This window comes from Methylocystis borbori (assembly GCF_036576025.1).
Lineage (GTDB): Bacteria > Pseudomonadota > Alphaproteobacteria > Rhizobiales > Beijerinckiaceae > Methylocystis > Methylocystis borbori.
Window position 1 is genome coordinate 1 of the sequence record NZ_JAZHYN010000051.1, and the last position, 19,687, is coordinate 19,687.

General features: G+C 63.1%; 20 protein-coding genes, 1 tRNA gene and 1 pseudogene. 7 read left to right on the forward strand and 15 right to left on the reverse strand.

Features of this window, described 5'->3' with window-relative positions:
* Nucleotide 1: 1 nt before the first annotated feature.
* The 3 genes from V3H18_RS13955 to V3H18_RS13965 form a co-directional block, all read right to left on the reverse strand.
* The gene (locus V3H18_RS13955; protein WP_332082685.1) at nt 2-868 is read right to left on the reverse strand and encodes a 4-(cytidine 5'-diphospho)-2-C-methyl-D-erythritol kinase; all 867 of its coding nucleotides are present in this window, start codon (nt 866-868) and stop codon (nt 2-4) included.
* 47 nt (nt 869-915) lie between these two features.
* A tRNA-Gly gene (locus V3H18_RS13960) sits at nt 916-990 on the reverse strand.
* 132 nt (nt 991-1,122) lie between these two features.
* Nucleotides 1,123-1,290, reverse strand: a complete 168-nt coding sequence (locus V3H18_RS13965) for a hypothetical protein (protein ID WP_332082686.1) — start codon at nt 1,288-1,290, stop codon at nt 1,123-1,125.
* Nucleotides 1,291-1,977: 687 nt separating this feature from the next.
* On the opposite strand from V3H18_RS13965, the gene V3H18_RS13970 reads away from it, so the two are divergent.
* Nucleotides 1,978-3,465, forward strand: coding sequence for a hypothetical protein (locus tag V3H18_RS13970; RefSeq protein WP_332082687.1), 1,488 nt, complete (start codon nt 1,978-1,980; stop codon nt 3,463-3,465).
* A 218-nt stretch (nt 3,466-3,683) separates the two neighbouring features.
* On the opposite strand, the gene V3H18_RS13975 is transcribed toward V3H18_RS13970, so the two are convergent.
* Entirely contained in the window at nt 3,684-4,322 is a 639-nt protein-coding gene (locus V3H18_RS13975) for an invasion associated locus B family protein (protein WP_332082688.1), read from the reverse strand.
* A 59-nt stretch (nt 4,323-4,381) separates the two neighbouring features.
* Nucleotides 4,382-5,152, reverse strand: coding sequence for a bifunctional 2-polyprenyl-6-hydroxyphenol methylase/3-demethylubiquinol 3-O-methyltransferase UbiG (ubiG, locus tag V3H18_RS13980; protein WP_332082689.1), 771 nt, complete (start codon nt 5,150-5,152; stop codon nt 4,382-4,384).
* 298 nt (nt 5,153-5,450) lie between these two features.
* Here ubiG and V3H18_RS13985 point away from each other — a divergent pair, with 298 nt between their 5' ends.
* Nucleotides 5,451-6,683, forward strand: a complete 1,233-nt coding sequence (locus V3H18_RS13985; RefSeq protein ID WP_332082690.1) for an aspartate kinase — start codon at nt 5,451-5,453, stop codon at nt 6,681-6,683.
* A gap of 96 nt (nt 6,684-6,779) precedes the next feature.
* Nucleotides 6,780-7,199: a hypothetical protein gene (locus V3H18_RS13990; RefSeq protein WP_332082691.1), complete on the forward strand. Its 420-nt coding sequence runs from the start codon at nt 6,780-6,782 to the stop codon at nt 7,197-7,199.
* A 120-nt stretch (nt 7,200-7,319) separates the two neighbouring features.
* Here the strand turns inward: V3H18_RS13990 and V3H18_RS13995 are convergent, their stop codons facing one another.
* Nucleotides 7,320-7,949, reverse strand: coding sequence for a class I SAM-dependent methyltransferase (locus V3H18_RS13995; protein WP_332082692.1), 630 nt, complete (start codon nt 7,947-7,949; stop codon nt 7,320-7,322).
* 254 nt (nt 7,950-8,203) lie between these two features.
* Between V3H18_RS13995 and V3H18_RS14000 the strand changes: the two genes are divergently transcribed.
* Entirely contained in the window at nt 8,204-8,587 is a 384-nt protein-coding gene (locus V3H18_RS14000) for a DUF2267 domain-containing protein (protein ID WP_332082693.1), read from the forward strand.
* Nucleotides 8,588-8,681: 94 nt separating this feature from the next.
* Here V3H18_RS14000 and murJ read toward each other — a convergent pair whose 3' ends face one another.
* From murJ to V3H18_RS14015, 3 genes are read right to left on the reverse strand one after another with little or no spacing between them, the layout of a single operon-like run.
* A complete protein-coding gene (gene murJ, locus V3H18_RS14005; protein WP_332082694.1) occupies nt 8,682-10,217 on the reverse strand; it encodes a murein biosynthesis integral membrane protein MurJ in 1,536 nt (511 codons plus the stop codon).
* Nucleotides 10,218-10,277: 60 nt separating this feature from the next.
* Entirely contained in the window at nt 10,278-10,691 is a 414-nt protein-coding gene (locus tag V3H18_RS14010) for a hypothetical protein (protein ID WP_332082695.1), read from the reverse strand.
* The gene (locus tag V3H18_RS14015) at nt 10,691-11,671 is read right to left on the reverse strand and encodes a glycosyltransferase family 2 protein (RefSeq protein WP_332082704.1); all 981 of its coding nucleotides are present in this window, start codon (nt 11,669-11,671) and stop codon (nt 10,691-10,693) included. The genes V3H18_RS14010 and V3H18_RS14015 overlap by 1 nt, the downstream gene beginning before the upstream one ends.
* Nucleotides 11,672-11,935: 264 nt before the next feature.
* Between V3H18_RS14015 and V3H18_RS14020 the strand changes: the two genes are divergently transcribed.
* Nucleotides 11,936-12,787: a ChbG/HpnK family deacetylase gene (locus V3H18_RS14020; RefSeq protein WP_332082696.1), complete on the forward strand. Its 852-nt coding sequence runs from the start codon at nt 11,936-11,938 to the stop codon at nt 12,785-12,787.
* Nucleotides 12,788-12,814: 27 nt separating this feature from the next.
* Here the strand turns inward: V3H18_RS14020 and V3H18_RS14025 are convergent, their stop codons facing one another.
* The 5 genes from V3H18_RS14025 to nadA form a co-directional block, all read right to left on the reverse strand.
* Entirely contained in the window at nt 12,815-13,540 is a 726-nt protein-coding gene (locus V3H18_RS14025; protein WP_332082697.1) for a class I SAM-dependent methyltransferase, read from the reverse strand.
* Between the two features lie 170 nt (nt 13,541-13,710).
* Complete coding sequence (nadC, locus tag V3H18_RS14030; protein ID WP_332082698.1) at nt 13,711-14,565, reverse strand: carboxylating nicotinate-nucleotide diphosphorylase; 855 nt, start codon at nt 14,563-14,565, stop codon at nt 13,711-13,713.
* Nucleotides 14,562-16,106 carry an L-aspartate oxidase gene (locus V3H18_RS14035; RefSeq protein WP_332082699.1) on the reverse strand — a complete coding sequence of 515 codons (1,545 nt, stop codon included), beginning with the start codon at nt 16,104-16,106 and terminating at the stop codon, nt 14,562-14,564. Before V3H18_RS14035 ends, nadC begins: the two co-directional genes overlap by 4 nt.
* Nucleotides 16,107-16,113: 7 nt before the next feature.
* Nucleotides 16,114-16,734, reverse strand: a complete 621-nt coding sequence (locus V3H18_RS14040; RefSeq protein WP_332082700.1) for a DUF4202 domain-containing protein — start codon at nt 16,732-16,734, stop codon at nt 16,114-16,116.
* 27 nt (nt 16,735-16,761) lie between these two features.
* Nucleotides 16,762-17,865 (reverse strand): quinolinate synthase NadA, encoded by a 1,104-nt coding sequence (nadA, locus tag V3H18_RS14045; RefSeq protein WP_332082701.1) that lies wholly within the window; start codon nt 17,863-17,865, stop codon nt 16,762-16,764.
* 281 nt (nt 17,866-18,146) lie between these two features.
* Between nadA and V3H18_RS14050 the strand changes: the two genes are divergently transcribed.
* Nucleotides 18,147-19,097: an aspartate carbamoyltransferase catalytic subunit gene (locus V3H18_RS14050; protein ID WP_332082702.1), complete on the forward strand. Its 951-nt coding sequence runs from the start codon at nt 18,147-18,149 to the stop codon at nt 19,095-19,097.
* A gap of 33 nt (nt 19,098-19,130) precedes the next feature.
* Nucleotides 19,131-19,529 (forward strand): hypothetical protein, encoded by a 399-nt coding sequence (locus tag V3H18_RS14055; RefSeq protein ID WP_332082703.1) that lies wholly within the window; start codon nt 19,131-19,133, stop codon nt 19,527-19,529.
* A 35-nt stretch (nt 19,530-19,564) separates the two neighbouring features.
* On the opposite strand, the pseudogene V3H18_RS14060 reads toward V3H18_RS14055, so the two are convergent.
* A pseudogene (locus tag V3H18_RS14060) lies at nt 19,565-19,687 on the reverse strand (cysteine synthase A); the annotation flags it as partial.

Below are 19,687 nucleotides of genomic sequence, written 5' to 3' on the forward strand. Positions count from 1 at the left end.
GTCATCGCAGCGCCGCCGTTTTCACCCACCATTGCGGGCATTGCGCGCGGATGTCGCGGGCGGCGCGCACGGCCGCCTGCCGAGTCGCGAAAAGCGCGAAACAGGTGGCGCCAGAGCCCGACATGCGCGCGAGGCGGCAGCCGCGCGTGGCGCGCAGTAGCGCGAGCGCGTCGACGATGACGGGCGCCTGAAGACAGGCGGCGTCTTCGAGATCGTTGCGTCCCTTTGCGAGCGCCACGAGAAGATCCTCGGCGCTGGCTCCATCGCCGATCTCGGGATGCGCGGCGCCGGCGCTGCGCGCGCCTTTCGCGAGTCCGAGCGCCGCGAAAACAGGGGCGGTCGCCACGGCGACGCCGGGATTAACCAGCACGGCGGGCAGAATCGGCAGGCGAATCGGGGGGCCGAGCGCCTCGCCCGCGCCGCGCATCATCCGCGCGCGCGCTAAAAGGCAGATAGACACGTCAGAGCCCGTGGCGCAGGCGGCGTCGATGAGGCGCGAATCATCCGCCGCGAGGCCATGGGCGCGCGCGAGCAGCCGCAGCGCGGCCGCGGCGTCGGAAGAGCCGCCGCCGATTCCAGCCGCCACCGGCAGACGCTTCTCCAGCCTGAAGGCGCCGAGCGTCAGCCCCTCGACGCGGGCGGCGAGATTGCGGGCGGCGCGCAGCACGAGATTGTCGTCGCCGGCGCCCGCGGCGGGCGCTGTCGGGCCCGAGATGTCGAGCGAAAGCGCGGGACCGGGCGCAAGCGCCAGCGTGTCGCCGCCGCCCGTAAAGGCGACGAGGCTTTCGAGCGCGTGATAGCCGTCTTCCCTGCGGCCGAGAATATGCAGCGTGAGATTGATTTTCGCGGGGGCGCGCGTCGTCAGCATCGAACCCCGGCCTCCGCAAATGGGGAAAATCGCGGAGCCTCTCGATTTGGAGCGGGCGAAGGGATTCGAACCCTCGACCCCAACCTTGGCAAGGTTGTGCTCTACCCCTGAGCTACACCCGCATCCGTCGCGCCGTTCGAGCCTGTCGCCAGACCGTCGCGGGCGTGGTTATGCCGGAAACGAATCCGCTTTGCAACTCGCGCGACACGCTCGAGCGACGCTCCGGGAGGAACGGCTTCCGGAGCGTCCTGCCTTCACTGAATCATGCGGGCCGTGGAGCCCGTGGCGCCGGTGATATTGGCGCTGTCGGGCGAAATCCACGCCGGGACCCAGGTCAGGGCGACGACGACGAAAACGGCGAAGCCCGCCACATAGAGGAGGATTTTTCCGACTTCCGCGCCGCCATGGACATTATAGGCCATTTTTTCTCTCCCTTCGGTTTGCTGTTAAGTATGACAAAACGTAAATAGCCGAAGATTGATAATTCTTCAATATGATAATAGTATAATTTCCTAATTATCCGGATAATTTATACATTGGCTCAAATAAAAAATATCTGCGTGGTCTGTACAGACCGGCGTGTGGTCTTAAGGACGCTTATAATCTGTCTAAAGACGGCCCGGTTATGCAGGCAAAAGCTAGAAACGGCGGCGGCGACTTGCCGTGGCCAGCGCCGTCGCCGCCGTCGAGCCAGGATAGCAACAGGGGGAAGCCATCTTGGCGATCGGAATTTTCGGCGTTGGAGAACTTCGCGCAAGGACCACATAAAGCATTTATCTTGATCATATACTTGGACCTAAGAATTTTATATTGAATGGCTCTATCGGCGCGGTTGGAGGCGGCCGCGGGCGCGGCGCTTGCCGAAAGCGGCTTAAGCGCGCATTCGCCGGACGATGGGCGTTTTTTCTGGAATTTTTATCATTGCGTTCCGTTGACCGCGCGCGAAGCTTAAGTATCAATCTCCAGTCGAAATCGTCCCTGCAGCCTCGCCCGCCGATCTTCCGTGGCGTCGGCTCAGCTCGATCCCGTGAGCAGATCAGCAGTAAGGCTCCAACTTGTCGAACGCGCCAGCGAACCATCAGCCATGTGGTTTCATAATGGAGGATAAAATGATCGTTGTTTTACGCTCCGTTGTTTACGCCATTATTTTGTTGGTAAGCTTGGTTTACTCATTGACTGCGACAGCAGACTCTGGTCCGCCTTATAATAACGGCGCGACTGTTTTTGTTCCATTTATTAATGCAAATGATATGAGTAAGCCGAATCTATATACAAATCCTAAAATACAGGTTGGGTTCAGTAGTAACTATAGTTCATCCTTCGCTGTCACCATGGATACAGGTTCAGTAGGAATTGTTGTAGGCAGTAATTATTTTACTCCACCGGCGAAACGACGAGCGGATCCGAGTTTTGTCGGTTCAGGAAGCGAAACGCTTACCAGCAGCGGCGTTAAATACACGGGAGATTGGTATAAAACTACTGTGCACTTGTTTAGCGGTAAGACCGTGGTCGCAAGGTCGACAGTGCCTGTTCTGGCTTTAACCAACGTTTCATGCATACCGGGCGCGAGAAATTGCCACATAGATGATCCCACGGGAGCTGGCGTGGCTTATTTCGGCGTCGGTTTCGCAGGGGGGCCGGGCCAACCTCAAGGGACGCCGGATAAGAACGCTTTTTTGAACGTCACGAACATAGCGGGGAGCAGCTCGCTGCCTTCGCCGGGCTATATTTTGTCGACGCAAGGCGCGCAGATCGGTTTGACATCGAGCAATACCAAAGGTTTTGCCTTGATCAAACTGGAGCCGTTGTTGGCGCCGACGTTAGAGCAATGGCAAACCGCCCCTGAATCTAAAAATTTGTTGACCGATTGGCAGCATGCGCGGGGCACGATCACGGTGAATGGAATATCGGGAAGCGGCGGCATATTGTTCGACACCGGCGTGAACACAGGTTTTTTAACGCCGCCCATAGGCGTGACGGTGAAGACGGGCATGGGGCCTAGCAAAGCCGAGTGCAATACGTCGCCGCCGACCTGCGCCGTCAGCGGCACCACAGTTCAGGTTTCCATTCCAAATCAAACTAACCCGGTCGCTTCGTTTAACTATACCGTGGGCGCCGGCAATGGCTCTCAAATTGGAAATCCCATTTCGCCCTATGCTCTGTCGGTTGAGCAGAAGAGCGCGCCTTTTTTGAACACTACCGTTCGCTTCTTGCAGGCGTTCACTTACTTCTATGATGCGGCCAATGGTTTCGTTGGCCTGCAAAAAATCACAGGTAATACGCCTGCTAAATATGCTGCTAGCACGCCAGGGGCGTTGACGGTTGAAGGCGTTTTTCAGTGCTTTTTCGGTTGGGCTGGAGCTAATTTTTATTCCCGAAACGTTCGCGTGCAGCCTACGGCATATAAATGGCCTTATACCTACATTTACGATAATCAGAAGTACGTCGGGATTTCCTCCGGCGTTCCGGCTTCCGATAATATGCCTGCCGCTACTAGCCTTGCCAATACTGTATACACTTGGGGGGCTGGCGGACCGTCTTCGGGTACGGATCTAGGCGGCTTATCGGGTTGGTTGGCCGCCGCGGGTTGTCAGTAAGGCGGACGCTTCTAAAAGCCGGCGCGACGGACAATCTCTCGGACGAGCGCGCCGAGTTCCTTATCAACGATGGCATGTCCTTCATGCGCTTTTGGCTTTCGCGCGCCGATCGCGTTGGGGACGCATGCGCCAGATGGCCGTTCCGCATTTTAGAGCGGAAATCGCCCATTGCTTGACGGATCTATACGAGCGGGCAGACCATGTCTTGCCGCACGGCGCTATTTGCATTCCTGCACGACGCGAACCAGGGCGTCGGAGAGGCCCTTGAGCGAATAGCTGTCGGTCGTGCTGACGCCCTTTGCCGAAGAAGCCTTCACGACGAGCTTGGAGCCGCCGCGCAGCGCGCCGACGAACTCCTTCTCCTTCGACTGATCCTTCACCCAGGCGTTGTCGCCCTTGGTGATGAGTTCGTAGCCCTCGCCGTCGATCTCGGCGACGGCGGCGGAGCCGTCCTTTGTCGGATAGCCGAGATTAATCGCGACCTCATGGCGGATGTTTTCGGCCGGCCGGGTCGAGATGAACACATAGGCCGAGGCGTCCTTGAGCTTCCCCTTGGGAGCGCGGTCCCTGGGCTGGGCCAGCGCGTAGCAGGTCTTGTCCTTCCCGCCCTGCGCGGCATAGGCCCCCCAGTCGCCATAGCTGCCGAGCTGTTCCGGCTTGCCCGCGTTTTTCGTCGCGGGCTTCTCGGCTTTTTCGGCTTTGGCCGGCTTGTCCTTCTTGCCGCCGGAGGCGGTATCGCGCGGCGCGGCGTCCTCCGTCGGCGCCGGTTTGGCGGCCGGTTTGGCGAAGGCCGGCGCGCCGAATCCCAGAATCAGGGTCAGCGCGAGCGTGAGGCGAAGGGGAAAGTCTGTCGGCATGGCTCAAGATTCTACTGTCGGGCGTCCGCGCGAACAAGAGCCCTCGGCGCGCCGGGGCTCTATACCTCTTTTCTCGCGGCGATGAGATAATTCACTTCCGTGTCGTGGCTCTTGCGCCAGCTTCGCGTCAGCGGCTGGAAGCTCATGCCGGCGCGGTCGATCTCCCGCATGCCGGCCCGTCGCAGCCAGTTGGAAAGTTCGTCGGGCCGGATGAATTTATCGTGGTTATGCGTGCCCTTGGGCACCCAGCCGAGCACATATTCCGCCGCGACGATCGCGAAAAGATAGCTCTTCAGCGTGCGGTCGATGGTGGCGAGGAAAATGAGGCCGCCGGGCTTCAGCAGCCGGCCGAGCATCGCGACGAAGTCCTGCGGGCCTTCGACATGTTCGATGACCTCGAGCGCCGCCACTGCGTCGAACTGCTCGCCCGTCTCGGCAAGCACCTCGGCGGTGATATTGCGATAATCGATGTTGAGGCCGGCCTTCTCGGCGTGGCGGCGCGCGACCGCGATATTGTTGGGCGCGGGATCGACGCCTGTGACCCTGGCGCCAAGTTCGGCGAGCGATTCGCTTAAAATTCCGCCGCCGCAGCCGATGTCGACGATGCGGAGGCCTTCGAGCGGGCGTTCGCGCGGCGCATTCAGCGCGCCTTCGTCATGCAGCGCGAAGCGGCGCAAATGATCGCGGATATAGGCGACGCGGATCGGATTGACCTCATGCAGGATTCCCATCTTGCCGGTCTTGTCCCACCATAAGTCGCCGAGGCGGTTGAAGCGCGCCACGTCTTCCGGGTTGACGCTGGCCGAATGGGGGGGCGGGCGGTCGGACAAGCAGGGCCTCGCGAAGATGCGGAGAAATTAGATAGTCCCCCTGACCTCGTCCTTCGAGACGCCGCCTGCGGCGGCTCCTCAGGATGAGGTCGAGGGAATCATGCGCAAGCTCCTCATCCTGAGGAGCGCGCGAAGCGCGCGTCTCGAAGGACGAGGAGCTTGCGCATGATTCCCGTGGTGAAGCGCGGCCGTTGACAGGCCCGCCGGCGCGGACCCATATACGCCGGCTTTCGGTCGGATGCGAGCCTTAGCGTCCCTCTTTCCGGTCTTATCTTCCCGGTCCCATCTTTCCGGTCCAATGTCACGCCTGGTCATGAAATTCGGCGGCACCTCGGTCGCCACCGTCGAGCGCATCCGCAATGTCGCGCGCCATGTGAAGCGCGAGGTCGACGCCGGACATGAGGTGGCCGTGGTCGTCTCGGCGATGGCCGGCAAGACCAATGAACTCGTCGGCTGGTGCCGGGAGGCGGCGCCGCTCTACGACCAGCGCGAATATGACGCCGTCGTCGCCTCGGGAGAGCAGGTCACGGCCGGGCTGCTCGCCATCGCCTTGCAAGAGGCGGGCGTGCCCGCGCGGTCCTGGCTTGGCTGGCAGACGCCCATCGCGACCGACGCGACGCATGGCTCGGCCCGCATCATATCGATCGACGGCTCGGGCGTCGTCGCCGGCTTCGGCCGCGGCGAGGTCGCGGTCGTCGCGGGTTTTCAGGGCGTTCATCAGGAGAGCGGCCGCATCACCACGCTCGGGCGCGGCGGATCGGATACGAGCGCCGTCGCGCTCGCCGCCGCGATCAAGGCCGACCGATGCGACATTTATACGGATGTGGACGGCGTCTATACGACCGACCCCAGGGTCGTGCCCAAGGCGCGGCGCATGGAGCGCGTCGCCTTCGAGGAAATGCTGGAGATGGCCTCGCTCGGCGCCAAGGTTTTGCAGGTGCGCTCGGTCGAGGTCGCCATGGTGCATGGCGTGCGGACCTATGTACGTTCGAGCTTCGACGATCCCGACAGGCCGGGCGAAGGGACGCTGATCTGCAACGAGGAGGACATTGTGGAAGACCAGGTCGTCACAGGCATCGCCTTCTCGCGCGACGAAGCGCAGATCACGCTGCGCCATGTCGCGGACAAGCCCGGAGTCGCCGCGGCGGTGTTCATGCCGCTGGCCGACGCGGGCATCAATGTCGACATGATCGTGCAGGCCGTCTCCGAAGAGGGCATGACCGACATGACCTTCACCGTGGGCACGGCGGATTACGAGCGCGCCTACGCCATCATCGAGAACAGCCGAGAGGCGATCGGCTTTTCGAGCATCGGCGGCGAAAAAGAGGTCGCCAAGATTTCCGCCATCGGCATCGGAATGCGCAGCCACGCCGGCGTCGCGGCGCGCGCCTTCCGCGCCCTGTCCGAAAAGGGCGTGAATATTCGCGCCATCACCACGTCGGAGATCAAATTCTCCGTTCTGATCGACGAGGCCTATACGGAGCTCGCCGTGCGCACGCTGCATTCGCTTTATGGGCTCGACGCGGCTTAGCGCATAACTCTTATTGCTACGCTTGAAGGCGCGCTTCCCGGCGACATGTTTCCGCTGTCAAATAATTAAAGCGGAGGATGTCCCATGGAAGAGCTGATGAGCAACGTAACAGCGGCGGCGAAGCTCGATCCGACGGTCGCGAAAGCGGCGATCGGCCTTGTGCTTCGATTTCTTCGCGACGAAGATAAGAGCGGGAATATGCAGACGATGATCGCCAAAATGCCGCGCGCACAAGAGGCGATTGACGCATCGCTGTCGACGGGCGACGGCGGCGTCACGCAGGTCATCGAGGGCATGACCAGTTTCATCGGCCATGGCCGCGCCGATCTGAATATTCTCGCGGGACAGCTCGAAAAACTCGGCGTGAGCGAAGCGCAAACCGACGCTCTCGTTCGAGAAGTGCTGGCGCGCGCGGAAAATGTGATCGGCGTGGAAGGCGCGGAGAAGATCAGGGACATCCTGCCTGCTCTGCGCGAGCGGACGGACTTGCCGACCGATCTGCGCCGCAGCGCCTAGAGCGCGCCGAAGCGCTGTCGTTCCTGCGGCGCGGCCCGCCAGGCCGCGTCGCGTCGAGACGACCACGCGCGCAAATATCGCGGCGAACGTCGCGCTTTACGCAGCTCCCCGACTAAACGGCTATTTTACGAAGTCGACCACGATGGAGATCGGCTTTCCATTGCTGCGATTGTCGTGGGGGAGGCTCCTGAGAACGAACATCTCATTCTCGGGTATGGGCTCCGTCAGGAAGTTCTCGTCGTTCGTGAAGCACTGATAAAATTTTATCGTCGCGCATTTACGAATGTCCGACTTCACGATGAGGTCGAGGATGAGCTCATATTTGGGAAACCAGAGGTGGGCGTTGCCGTCCTGAGAGAAGCTGACTTTTGTTTGGGCCGTCGCAGAGTCGTACGTCGCCGACGCGCCCATCATGAGGTCTCCGATAACTCTTTGCCTGTCGTCGAAGATCGATCTTTTCTTCAGCAAGGGGCTGCGGTAGTCGGGCACGCTGAGCCTGAAAACGCCGGCCGGCTTCAAAACGCGGTAGATTTCGTCGAGGATGAAGGGCAGCTTCTCGAACGGGAGATGTTCGAAGACGTCTTGCGACTGTATTTTCGGAATGGAATTTTCGGGGAAGGGCAATGCCTCCAGCGCGTTATGCCTTATTTCCCGGTCGTGCGAAGGATGCAGCGCCAATCCGATGAAATTGGCGATCTGGAATTGTCGTTCTCCAAGACCGAGATTTCCGAAATATAGATATTGTTCCATTTTTTTCGTCCCATAAGACATCGCAACCGCGATTTTTCGCTTCGGGCGCAGAAACTCACGAGCGAATCTTTTTGCCCTTGTCTCCCCCAAGGCGCAAGTGGCGGGCGGGAAGCGCATATGTCTTTCCTGTGACGCATCGCCAGACGTCGCTCAATCGCGCCGTCGGCAAATGCGGGGGGCGCTTGATTTTGAACGCCGTCGCGGCGACAGTCGCGCCGCGCGCGAGGAGAGCGCGAATCTACAAGGAGGACGCCATGGATGAATTGATCGCGCGGGTCTCGGCGGCCCTTGGCGTCGATGCTGGAACCGCCAAAAACGTGATCGGCCTTGTGCTCGGCTTCCTGCAAAAAGAAGCTCCGGACAGCCCGGTGTCGGATTTTCTCGACCAGGTGCCCGGTTCGCGCGAAGCGATCGACGCCGCCGAGGCGTCAGGCGGGTCTGGCGGCGGTCTTGGCGGATTGATGGGCGGCATGGGCGGCCTCATGGGCCTTGCCGGCAAGCTCAACGCCGCGGGCCTCGACATGAGCCAGATCCAAACATTGGGACGCGAAATTTTCGCCTATGCCGAAACGATTCTCGGCAAGGAGAAAGTGCAGCAGATCGCGAGTTCCATTCCGGGGCTCTCGCAATTCGTTTGACGATGAATGATCGCCATTCCGGCCGGCCAGAAGGCCTGACCGGGAATCCATGGCAACCTCATCGCTGCGCGCGTCCGAATGACGGGCGCCGGCGTCAGGCCCGCTTTCTGAGATTCGCGAGCCTCACGCCGCAGACATGCAGGACGCCGACAAGGGCGCCGGCGTAGACGAGCGCGCCGGCGGCGCCGAGCGCGAGAAGCGCGACGAGATTGGCGAGAACGCCGAAATGCGCGCCGAGGGCCAGCGCCGAGGCGCGGCCGAAGATGGCGACGCCCGCCAGCAGCGCGCAGGCGACCAAGGTCGCGCCGAGCGTCTTGCCGAAGACGGCGTCGAAGCGCATGGCGCCTTGCGCCAGCGCGAGACCGACCAGCGCCGCGAGATTGATCCAAAGGCCCACTGAGGTCGCCGTGGCGAGGCCGACCGCGCCGAGCGGGCGAAACAAGACGATCTTCAGCGCGACATTCGCGGCGAGCGCGGCTAGCGCGATCAGCATGGGCGTCCTCGTATCGCCGCGCGCCTGGAAGCTGGCGCGGGCGGAGGCGATCAGCACCAGCGCCATCAGCCCGGCGCCATAGGCCGCAAGCACGTCCCCCGCGGCATAGGCGTCGGCGGCGGAAAATTTGCCGCGCTGGAAAAGGCCAGCGACGATGAGCTCGGGAATCGTGTCGAAAGCGATGAAGAAGGGCGCGGCGAGCCCCACGGTGAGCGCCATCGTCCGGCTTTGGGCGCCGAGCGCGCCTTCCGGGTCGCCGGCGGCGATGCGGCGACTCATTTCGGGCAGGAGCACGGTGCCGGCGGCGATGCCGATGACGCCGACAGGGAGCTGGTAGAGCCGTTCCGCGTAAGAGATCGAGGAGACGCCGCCATCGGCGAGCATGGACGACAATATGGTGTCGGCGAACACGGCGATCTGCGGACTGGCGGAGCCAATGATCGCCGGCGCGAGCCTTAAAAAGAAATCGCGTACGCGATGCCAGTGCGGCCGGCGCAGGCGCTTGAGAACGCCGATGCTGCGCGCCTGCCACATCAGCAGCGCAAGTTCGAGGACGCCCGAGACGGTTACGCCCCAACTTGCGGCGTAGCCGGCATTGGGAAAGAGAAAGGCGACGGCGAGCGCTCCCATCACCGTCAGATTCATGATGTTGGGCGCGAAGGCCGGCAGCGCGAACCGCCCGCGCGCATTGAGCGCGCCCATATGCAGCACGCAAAGCGTGATGAACAGCAGATAGGGAAAGGTGATGCGCGTTAGATTCACCGCGAGCGCGAATTTCTCGGGGCGGTCGCCGAGGCCCGGCGCGATCAGCGAGACGAATTGCGGCGTCAGCATCCAGACGATCGCGAGCAGGACGATCTGTGAAAGAAGCAGCAGCGTGTATACTTCGTCCGCGAATTCCTCGGCGGCGGCGTCGCCCTCCTGTTCGATCGCCATCGAATAGGACGGAACGAAAGCGGCGTTGAAGGCGCCTTCCCCGAAGATCGAACGAAAGCTGTTGGGCAGGCGCTGGGCGATGAAGAAGGCGTCTGAGACGGCGCCGGCGCCCATAATCGCCGACTGCATGGCGAGCGACAGGAACCCCGTCACGCGCGAGAGCAGGGTGAAGCCGCCGACCGAAAGCAGATTGCGAATCATGGCGGGCGATCCTGCTCTATTCCATGAGTGAGAGCGACATTTGGTCGATCGCGCGCCGCCTCAATGCTCGGGGCAGTGGAGGTAATAGCCGCCGTTGATCTTGGCGAGTTCGTCGCCTTCGCCCCTCGACCAGTGGATATTCGCGCTTCGGCGGCATTTGTCCCATACGCCGGCCGGCTGATCGAAGGTCGCCTCGTCCCTGTCCTCATTCACCGTAAAGCCGTCGGCGCGCAATTCGTCGATGAGATCGTCCACTTCCGTCGAGCCGACGTGGTAGCGCGCCTTCAAACGCTTCTGGAAGAGCTGCTGGTCCTCTTCGCTCTTCGACTCGGGCAGGTCTTTGAGCAGCGCCGGCAAGCTCGGCGTCGCGAAAAACGCCATGCGCGCCCAGAAAGGCGCGAAAAGCGCCAGAAGCGCGGCGGCGGCGACGAGCGCCCAGCCGCGAAATGACAGGCGGCCCGCATTGGTGGCCATTATGAATTTCCTTCCCTCGAATTATTTTTATCCGTCGCCTCGCCGCCGACTTTTTCCGCCACGAGGTAAAGCGGCCTTCCCTTTACCTCATTGAAGATGCGCGCGACATATTCGCCGAGCACGCCGAGCGAAATGAGCTGGACGCCGGAAAAAAAGGCGATCGATACGACAAGCGTGGGAAAGCCCGGCGTATCGACGCCAAACAGCATCGTCCGGGCCCAATAATAGCCGGCCAAGGAGAGCGCGAAGACCGAGATCGCGAGGCCGACATAGGTCCAGACCTTGAGCGGAATTGAGGAAAATGACATCAGCCCGTCCAGCGCGAAACGCACGAGCCGGCCGAGATTGAACTTCGACTCGCCGCCGGCGCGAGCATCCACCTCGAAAGGCACGCCAATCGACTTGAAGCCGATCCAGGCGAAAAGTCCCTTGTTGAACCTGGCGCGCTCGCGCATCGTCAGCAGCGCGTCCACCGCCTGACGGTCGAGCAGGCGAAAGTCGCCGGCGCCCGGCGGCAGCCGCACGTCGCCGAACCTCTCGATGAGATTGTAGAAAAGCCGAGTGAGGAAGGACCGCAGCTTCGGGTCCGTCGCGCGATCGGTCCGCTGGCCGTAAACATTCTTATAGCCCTCACGCCACTTTTCGATGAATTGCGCGATGACTTCCGGCGGATGTTGCAGGTCCGCGTCCATAATGACAACGGCGCGCCCGCGCGCATGGTCGAGGCCCGCGGCGATCGCCACTTCCTTGCCGAAATTGCGCGACAGCGACAGCGCGCTAAAGCGCGGCTCAGCGGCGCAAAGCGCGCGCAAGGCTTCGAGGCTCGCGTCCGCGGACCCGTCGTCGACGAAAATCGCTTCGAAAGAAAGGCCGCAGCGCTCCAGGGCCGGCGTCAGCCGCGCCACGAGCGGATACAAGTTCTCCTCCTCGTTGAACACGGGGATGACGAGAGATATATCGGGCGTCGGACCAGCATTCATGGGAGCGGTGAGAGCCAAGCCAGCATTTCGTGGCGCAACATAGGCGAAATCGCGGCGTAATGCGCGCGGACGGCCGGACAAGCAAAGCGGTATTTATCCCCCCATGCCGAGGAGGCTCCGGCAGGAGCCGTCTTAAAGCGCGGGGGCGAACTCCAGAGGGCGGCGTGGTAAAAAGGTTTCCTCGTCCTTCGAGACGCGCGATTTGCGCCCTCTGGGGACAAAAAAATCTTTAGCTTCTCGCGCCGGCAGAAGGGAAGCGGCTTGATGGCGAAAGAGCGGATTGTCGCGCTTTGCGCGGACGACTACGGCCTGTCCTATGGCGTCAGCGCCGGCATTCTCGAAGCGCTCGACGCGGGGCGGCTCACGGCGGTCTCGGCGCTGGTCAATGGCCCGCGCTGGCCCGCCATGGGCCGCAACCTGCTTCGGCGCGGAGGAAACGCCGACGTCGGGCTGCACCTCAATCTGACCTTGGGACGCCCGCTCTCCGCGATGCGGAAATTCGCGCCGGACGGCGTATTTCCGCCGCTCTCGGAGGCGATCCGGCTGGCGCTCGCGCGCAAGCTGCCGCTGGACGAAATCCGCGCCGAAATCCATCGCCAGATCGACCGTTTCGAGGCGGTGATGGAGCGCGCGCCCGATCATGTGGACGGCCATCAGCATGTGCAGGTGCTGCCGGGGATCAGAACGGCGCTCTTCGACGTTTTGGCGGCGCGCAAGCTCGAAGGACGCGTCTGGCTGCGCGACGCCGGCGACGGCCTCTATCGCATCGCGGCGCGCCGCGCCCAGGCGCGCAAGGCGCTCGCGGTGCGGTCGCTCGGCGCGGGCTTCCGGCGCGAGGCGTTAAGGCGCGGCTTCAAGGTCAATGACGGATTCGCCGGCTTTTCGGATTTCGATCCCGGCCGCGATTATGGAGAGGCCTTTCAAAGCTATCTGCGGGCGCCGGGGCGCGCCCATCTCGTCATGTGCCATCCCGGCCATGTGGACGAGGATTTGAAGGCGCTCGACCCGGTGACGATCACGCGCGAGCAGGAGCTCGCATTTCTTCTTTCGCCGCGCCTGCCCGAGATGCTCGAGAAGCGGGGCTTGCAATTGGCGCGTTTGTCGCAGTTCGAATGAAAGGCCCCGCCGGGCGGATGGCGGGGTTCAGAAGGTCCCTTCGAAGGATATCGGCGCGCGACGTTTGCCGTCCTTCAGATAAATGTCCTTCAAGAAATCCGCGCGGCGGCGGTTGAAATCCTGCGCCCACCAGCCGTCGCCCAGCGGATCGAAGACCGGCGCGTCCGTTCGCCGGAAGATCGCGGTCGACCCGACGAATTCAACCTTCTCGAACATGCTGTCTTCGCTTAGAAAATCCGCGAGCCGGCTGATCGTCGGAATGTGGATGTCGTCGACGACGAGGAGCCCGTCCGTCTTTAAGTGCGGATAGAAATAGTAATATTCGAGTTCCGGAAACGGAAAGCCGTGCGGGCCGTCGATCAATACGAGATCATAAGGGACGTGATCGACGTATCGCGGCAATGTGATCTGCGTCGGACCGAAGACGAGATCGAGACTCTCCTGCCGCGTCGCGGGACAGTTTATGAAATAGTCGACGCTCGACGCTTCTTCCCCACGGTCGTCCAAGCAAAAAACCTTGTGCCGCTCGGCGATGCGGGAAAAAAAGATCGTGGATTTTCCGCATCCCGTTTCGGCGGAAAATATCGACGTTCCCTTCAACAGGCGCTCGACGCGCAACAAGGTGCGCAGCGGCAGCGAGCCGGCGCTATGAGCGAAACCCGCCGTCCGCTCGTAAGCGCCGATCTCGGCGGCGAGCGTCTTATGGCGCGTCGCCTCCGCCCGGAAGGGAAGGGGGAGGGATGAAATGGGCAAGCCCCAGAGCTTCCGTCGCATTCGATTGATCAGTTTGCGCGCAAAGGATGAGGGCATGCAGCCTGGCGTTTCTTCGAGTTAGGAGGAAGGTGGCGGCGTTTATAGCAGCGCAAGCCGCGGCAAGGAAGCTTTACGCTTTTTCGTCCCGCTGGAGCTTGTCTTGCCTGGACTTATCGGCCGATTTCGATGTCGAGGGCAAGATCGAGAGCGGGGGCGGAGTGGGTCAGCGCGCCGACGGAGATGAGATCGACCCCCGTCTCCGCGACCCCCGCCACGGTGTCAAGCGTCACGCCGCCCGACGCTTCGCAGATCATGCGGCCGCCGACCATCGCGACCGCCCGGCGTAAATCGTCGAGCGCCATATTGTCGAGCAGCACGGCGTCGGCGCCTTCGTCGAGAACCTGGCGCAACTGATCGAGCGTATCGACCTCGATTTCGATCTTCACCAAATGTCCGACATGGGCCTTGGCGGCGCGCAGCGCCTGCGCGACGCCGCCGGCGACGGCGATGTGATTGTCCTTGATGAGCACGGCGTCGTCCAGGCCGAAGCGATGGTTGACGCCGCCGCCGCAGCGAACGGCGTATTTCTCGAAAGCGCGCAGGAGCGGCGTCGTCTTGCGCGTGTCGCAAATGCGCGCGCGCGTATGGGCGATGGCTTGCGCATAGCGCGCGGTCAGCGTCGCGACGCCGGAAAGACGCCCGAGAAAATTAAGCGCCACGCGCTCGGCGGAAAGAATGGAGCGCGCGGGCCCGGAGATTGTGGCGATCGTCGCGCCGGCTTCCACGCGCGCGCCATCCGAAACCCTCGCTTCGAAAAGTATGCGCGCGTCTGTCAGTCGGAAGGCGTCGCGCGCGAGCGCCAGTCCCGCGACGACGCCGCTCTCCCGCGCCGCGATCACGGCGGCGGCGGCGGCGTTTTCGGGTATCGTCGCCTGCGTGGTGACGTCGCCGGCGCGACCCAAATCCTCGGCGAGCGCGGCGCGCGCGGCCTCTTCGACGAGGAGCGGCGGAAGATCGAAACTCATGCCTCAAGCTCGTCGGCGATGCGCCTGATGGCGTCAAGCGTCATTCGCGACCGGCGCGCGAGCGCAAGGTCTGGAGCGGGGAAATCCGAGCGGAAATGCGCGCCGCGGCTCTCGCGCCGATCGAAGGCGGCGGCGGCGATGAAGAGCGCCGTCGTCAGCATGTTCCGCGCCTCGATATCGATTGCGTGGGAGAGCATGCGGCGGATCGACTTTACCGCCGCCGCAAGGCCCGCGCCGTTGCGAATGACCCCAACATTGGCCGACATCAGATCGCGCAGCTCCTCGACGATCGCAATATCGCGGTCGCGCGGAATGGGTTCGAGGCGTTCCGACATCGGCGCGTGATCGACGGCGGGCAGGGGCGCCGCCGCGACATCGGCCGCGACGCGCGCGCCGAAGACGATCGCCTCCAGCAACGAATTGGAGGCGAGGCGGTTGGCGCCGTGAACGCCGGTCGACGCGACTTCGCCCACGGCCCAAAGCCCGTCGAGGGTCGTGCGGCCGCGCGCGTCCGTCCATACGCCGCCCATGTGGTAATGCGCAGCGGGCGCAATAGGGATGACGCTTCGCGTCGGATCAATCCCGGCGCCGATGCAACTCGCGTAGACAGTTGGAAAGCGCGCCGGAAATTCTGCGCCGACGGCCGTGCGCGCATCGAGAAATGCGCCCTTGCCGGCGGCGATGCTCGCGAAGACGCCGCGCGCGACAATGTCGCGCGGCGCGAGTTCGCCGTTGGGATCGATATCGAGCAGGAAGCGCCGGCCGTCGCGATCGACGATCGTCGCGCCTTCGCCGCGCAGAGCCTCGGTCGCGAGCGGCGCCGGATCGGCGTCGATGTCGATCGCGGTGGGATGAAACTGTACGAATTCGGCGTCCGCGATCACGGCCCCGGCCCGCGCCGCCATGGCGACGCCGACGCCGCGCGCCTCCAGCGGATTGGTGGTGACGCGATAGAGATGGCCGACCCCGCCCGTCGCCAGGATCAGCGCGGCGCAGGGCGCCTCGCACATGACTCCCGCGAGGTTGCGGGCGCGCACCCCGATGACGCGGCCGCCCCGCATAACGATCTCCTCGGCGGAATAGCCCTCGACGAGCTGGATCGAGGGCGTCCTGGCGACTTCCTTCGCCAGCGTCTCCATGATGGCGCGGCCGGCGGCGTCTCCCTTCACCCGCACCACGCGCCGACGCGAATGGGCCGCCTCCTGCGACGGCGCGAAGGCGCCGAGCGCCGAACGATCGAAGGGCGCTCCCATCGCCGCGAGTTCCTCGACGCGGGCGCGCGCCTCGCGCGCCATGCCGAGCGCAACCTCGCGGTCGACGATGCCGGCCCCCGCCGCGAGGGTGTCGTCGGCGTGGCTTTCCGGCGTGTCGCCCTCCTCGACGGCGGCGGCGATGCCGCCCTGCGCCCAATAGGACGAGCCGCTATGTCCGACCGGCGTCGCCGCGAGGATGGCGACGGGCGTCGGCGCGAGTTTTAGCGCGCAAAAAACGCCGGCGAGGCCGCCGCCGATGATGAGAATGGGAGGCAAATCCTCGGGCATCGACCGCCTAGTCGATCGCGACCGCGGCGAGGCGCGCAAGCGCTTCGGCTTCGCGCGCGACGGCGGCCTCGACCAGGCGCCGCCCGCGTTCCGGTAAGGGCAGGGCGAGCGCCGCCGCATGGCCCTTGGGCGACATTTTGCAGAGCGTCTTGCCAAGAATGTCGATGAGCTTTTCGTCGTCGTAGCCGGCGTATTTCTCGAGGAATTCGTCAAAGTAATGTTCGAGGAAGACGACCGCGACGACATTTTCGAGCGCCTGGGACTCGGGATCTTTCTTCAACTGCTCCTTGCGGATCAGCGCGCCGACATGCGCGATCGCATCCTCGTCATAGCCATGCGCGCACATGATGTCGCCGACGAGTTGCGCATGATGGATCCGGCAGGCGCGCCGCCAGTCGTTATAGCCGCGCCTTCCTTCCTCATAGGCGCCGCGCGCGATTTCCCACCGGCGCAGATGCTGCGCCCGCGCGGCGATCTTGAGAAGGTCGGAGGCTTGCGGGTAGAGCGCGGCGAGACGCGCGCTCATGCGCTCGGCGTAGACGATCTCGAAAGCGCGGCCGTCGACGCGCCGGGGATCGTCCGCATTGGCGGCGTCGATGGCCGCGATCGTCGCATCGAACGCCGGCATCTCGTCACTCCGGTTGACGTGCTGGCTTCAGCCCAGATCGATCATGCGCTGCACGCTGCGCCGCGCGCGCGCGGCGATCAAGGGATCGACCGTCACCTCCTCGCGCAGATAGAGCAGGCTGTCGAGGATTTTCGGCAAGGTGATGCGCTTCATATGCGGGCAGAAGTTGCAGGGCCGCACGAATTCCACGTCCGGCGTCTCGGCGGCGACATTGTCGGCCATGGAGCATTCGGTGACGAGCAGCACGCGGGCGGGGCGCCGCGAGCGGACATAGTCGATCATCGCCGCCGTCGAGCCGGCGAAATCCGAGACCTCGATCACTTCGCGCGGACATTCGGGATGCGCGAGAACCTCGACGCCCGGATTGTCGGCGCGGTAATTCTGGATTTCCTCGGCGGTGAAGCGTTCGTGCACCTCGCAGGCGCCATGCCAGGCGATGATCTTCACCTTGGTTTGCGCGGCGACGTTCTGAGCGAGATAGCGATCGGGAACCATGATGACGCGCTCGGCCCCAAGGCTCTCGACGACCTTCACTGCGTTTGACGAGGTGCAGCAGATGTCGACCTCGGCTTTTACGTCGGCCGACGTATTGACATAGGCGACGATGGGAACGCCGGGATATTCTTCGCGCAGCGCGCGCACATCGGCGCCGGTGATGGACTCCGCGAGCGAGCAGCCGGCCTTAAGGTCGGGCGTGAGAACGAGCTTGCCCGGATTAAGCAGCTTCGACGTCTCGGCCATGAAATGCACGCCGCCCTGCACGATGATTTCGGCGTCGGATTTCGCCGCGAGCTTGGCGAGTTGCAGGCTGTCGCCGATATGGTCGGCAACGCAATGGTAGATTTCCGGCGTCATATAGTTATGCGCCAGGATCGTCGCGTTGCGCACGGCTTTAAGGTCGTTGATCGCCTTCACGTAAGGGGCGAAGAAGGGCCATTCGATAGGCGGAATGACGCGCGCGACGCGGGCGTAGAGATGCGCCGTCGCGGCCTCCACCTCGGGAGTCCAATCCAGCTCTGGGCGCGGGAGCGCGGGGAAACGGCCGGCCGGCCCCACGCCGAGCGCGATCTCGGGAGATCGCCGCTTCGCGGAAGCCGCAGCGCGGATGTCGCCGGTCAGATGATAGTTCATGGTTCGGCCTTTCCCCACGAGCCGAAGGCCTTTTCTCACTTATACTCTTATTGAGTATAAGTAGGCCCCATAAAATCTCCGAGGCGGAATTCCCGCTCGGAGCGTCCAAGCTTTCCAGACTAAGCGGCGGGCTCGCGCTTCGCAAGCTTCGTCCGTTAGGCAAGAAATGTGCTCGCCTTGAGCATATGTCAAGCGCCCCGGCCTCAAAGAGCGCATGAATCGACAATTCAAGAATTTCACGCGGAGCTTCCGGCGCGCGGCAAAGCTGATATAGACGAACCATGCAGGCCGACGCGACGCACGCCTCCTTTCCGCACCGCCATCTGCTCGGCATTGAGGGACTGGCGCGCCCCGATATTCTCACCCTTCTCGACATGGCCGAAGAGGCGATTGAAGTATCGCGGCGCGTCGAGAAGAAGCGCTCCAATTTGCGCGGCCGCACCCAGATCAATCTTTTCTACGAGCCTTCGACACGGACGCAAACCTCCTTCGAGATCGCCGGCAAGCGTCTTGGCGCCGATGTGATGAACATGTCGGTCGCGCGCTCTTCCGAATCCAAAGGCGAGACGCTGATCGACACGGCGATGACGCTCAACGCCATGCGGCCGGACATCATCGTCGTGCGTCACGCTCAGGCAGGCGCGGCGCATCTACTCGCGCGCAAAGTGGATTGCTCGGTCGTCAACGCCGGCGACGGCGCGCATGAGCATCCAACCCAGGCGCTGCTCGACGCCTTGACCATCCGCCGCAACAAGGGACGGATCGAAGGGCTGACCGTCGCCATCTGCGGCGACATTCTGCATTCGCGCGTGGCGCGCTCCAATATTCTGCTGCTTGGGGCGCTCGGCGCGAATCTGCGCGTCGTCGGCCCTTCGACGATCGCGCCAGACGGCCTGTCGCGCCTCGGAGTCGAGGTGTTTCACGACATGCGGCGGGGCCTTGAGGGCGCGGACATCGTCATGATGCTGCGTCTCCAGCGCGAGCGCATGGCCGGCGCGCTGACGCCGAGCGCGCGCGAATATTTCCACTTCTTCGGCCTCGACGAGGAGAAGCTCGCCTATGCCGCGCCCGATGCGCTGGTGATGCATCCGGGGCCGATGAATCGCGGGGTGGAGATAGATACGGCGGTCGCCGACGGCGCCCGCTCGCTCATCCGCGAACAGGTCGAGATGGGCGTGGCGGTGCGCATGGCGGTGCTGGAGGCTCTCGCGCAACATCTGCCGAACGTATAAGCTCGGCTAAAAACACACTCCGGGGGAGAATAAATGATCAAGCTGGTCCGCTTCGTGGGGCTCATTATCCAGTCGATCATTATCGAATTCATTCACGTCTTTGGGCTCGTGGCCTTCCTTATCGCGGCGGCGCTCGGCTATTTCCGGCTGCCGTCCTGGCTCGTCGTCGTGGTCGGCGCCGTCTGCGGCGTCATCGCCGACAAATTCATCGATCAGAGCGAAGTCGTAGGTCTTCTGGAGCGCGCCGCTTCGGCCAATCAGCGCGGCGGCTTCCTCGTTATCGTCTACATTATCATCGTCGGCTTCGGCTATGTCGCCGGCGCCTATGCGCGCCATTGGGTCGCCCAAAGGAAGGCGATAGCCTCCGCGCCTCCCGCGCCCGCTGCCCCTTCGAAGGCCGCGCAAAAGCGCAAGAGAGGCAGGGGCGCGTAAAGGGGAAGGCCCCTTTCCTTCAATCGAACGCCCGCTCACAAACCTTCGAAGAGGGCGGTTGAGAGATAGCGTTCGGCGAAGGAAGGGATGATGAGGACGATGTTCTTGCCTTCGGCCTCGGGGCGGGAGGCGATTTCGAGCGCGGCGGCGATCGCTGC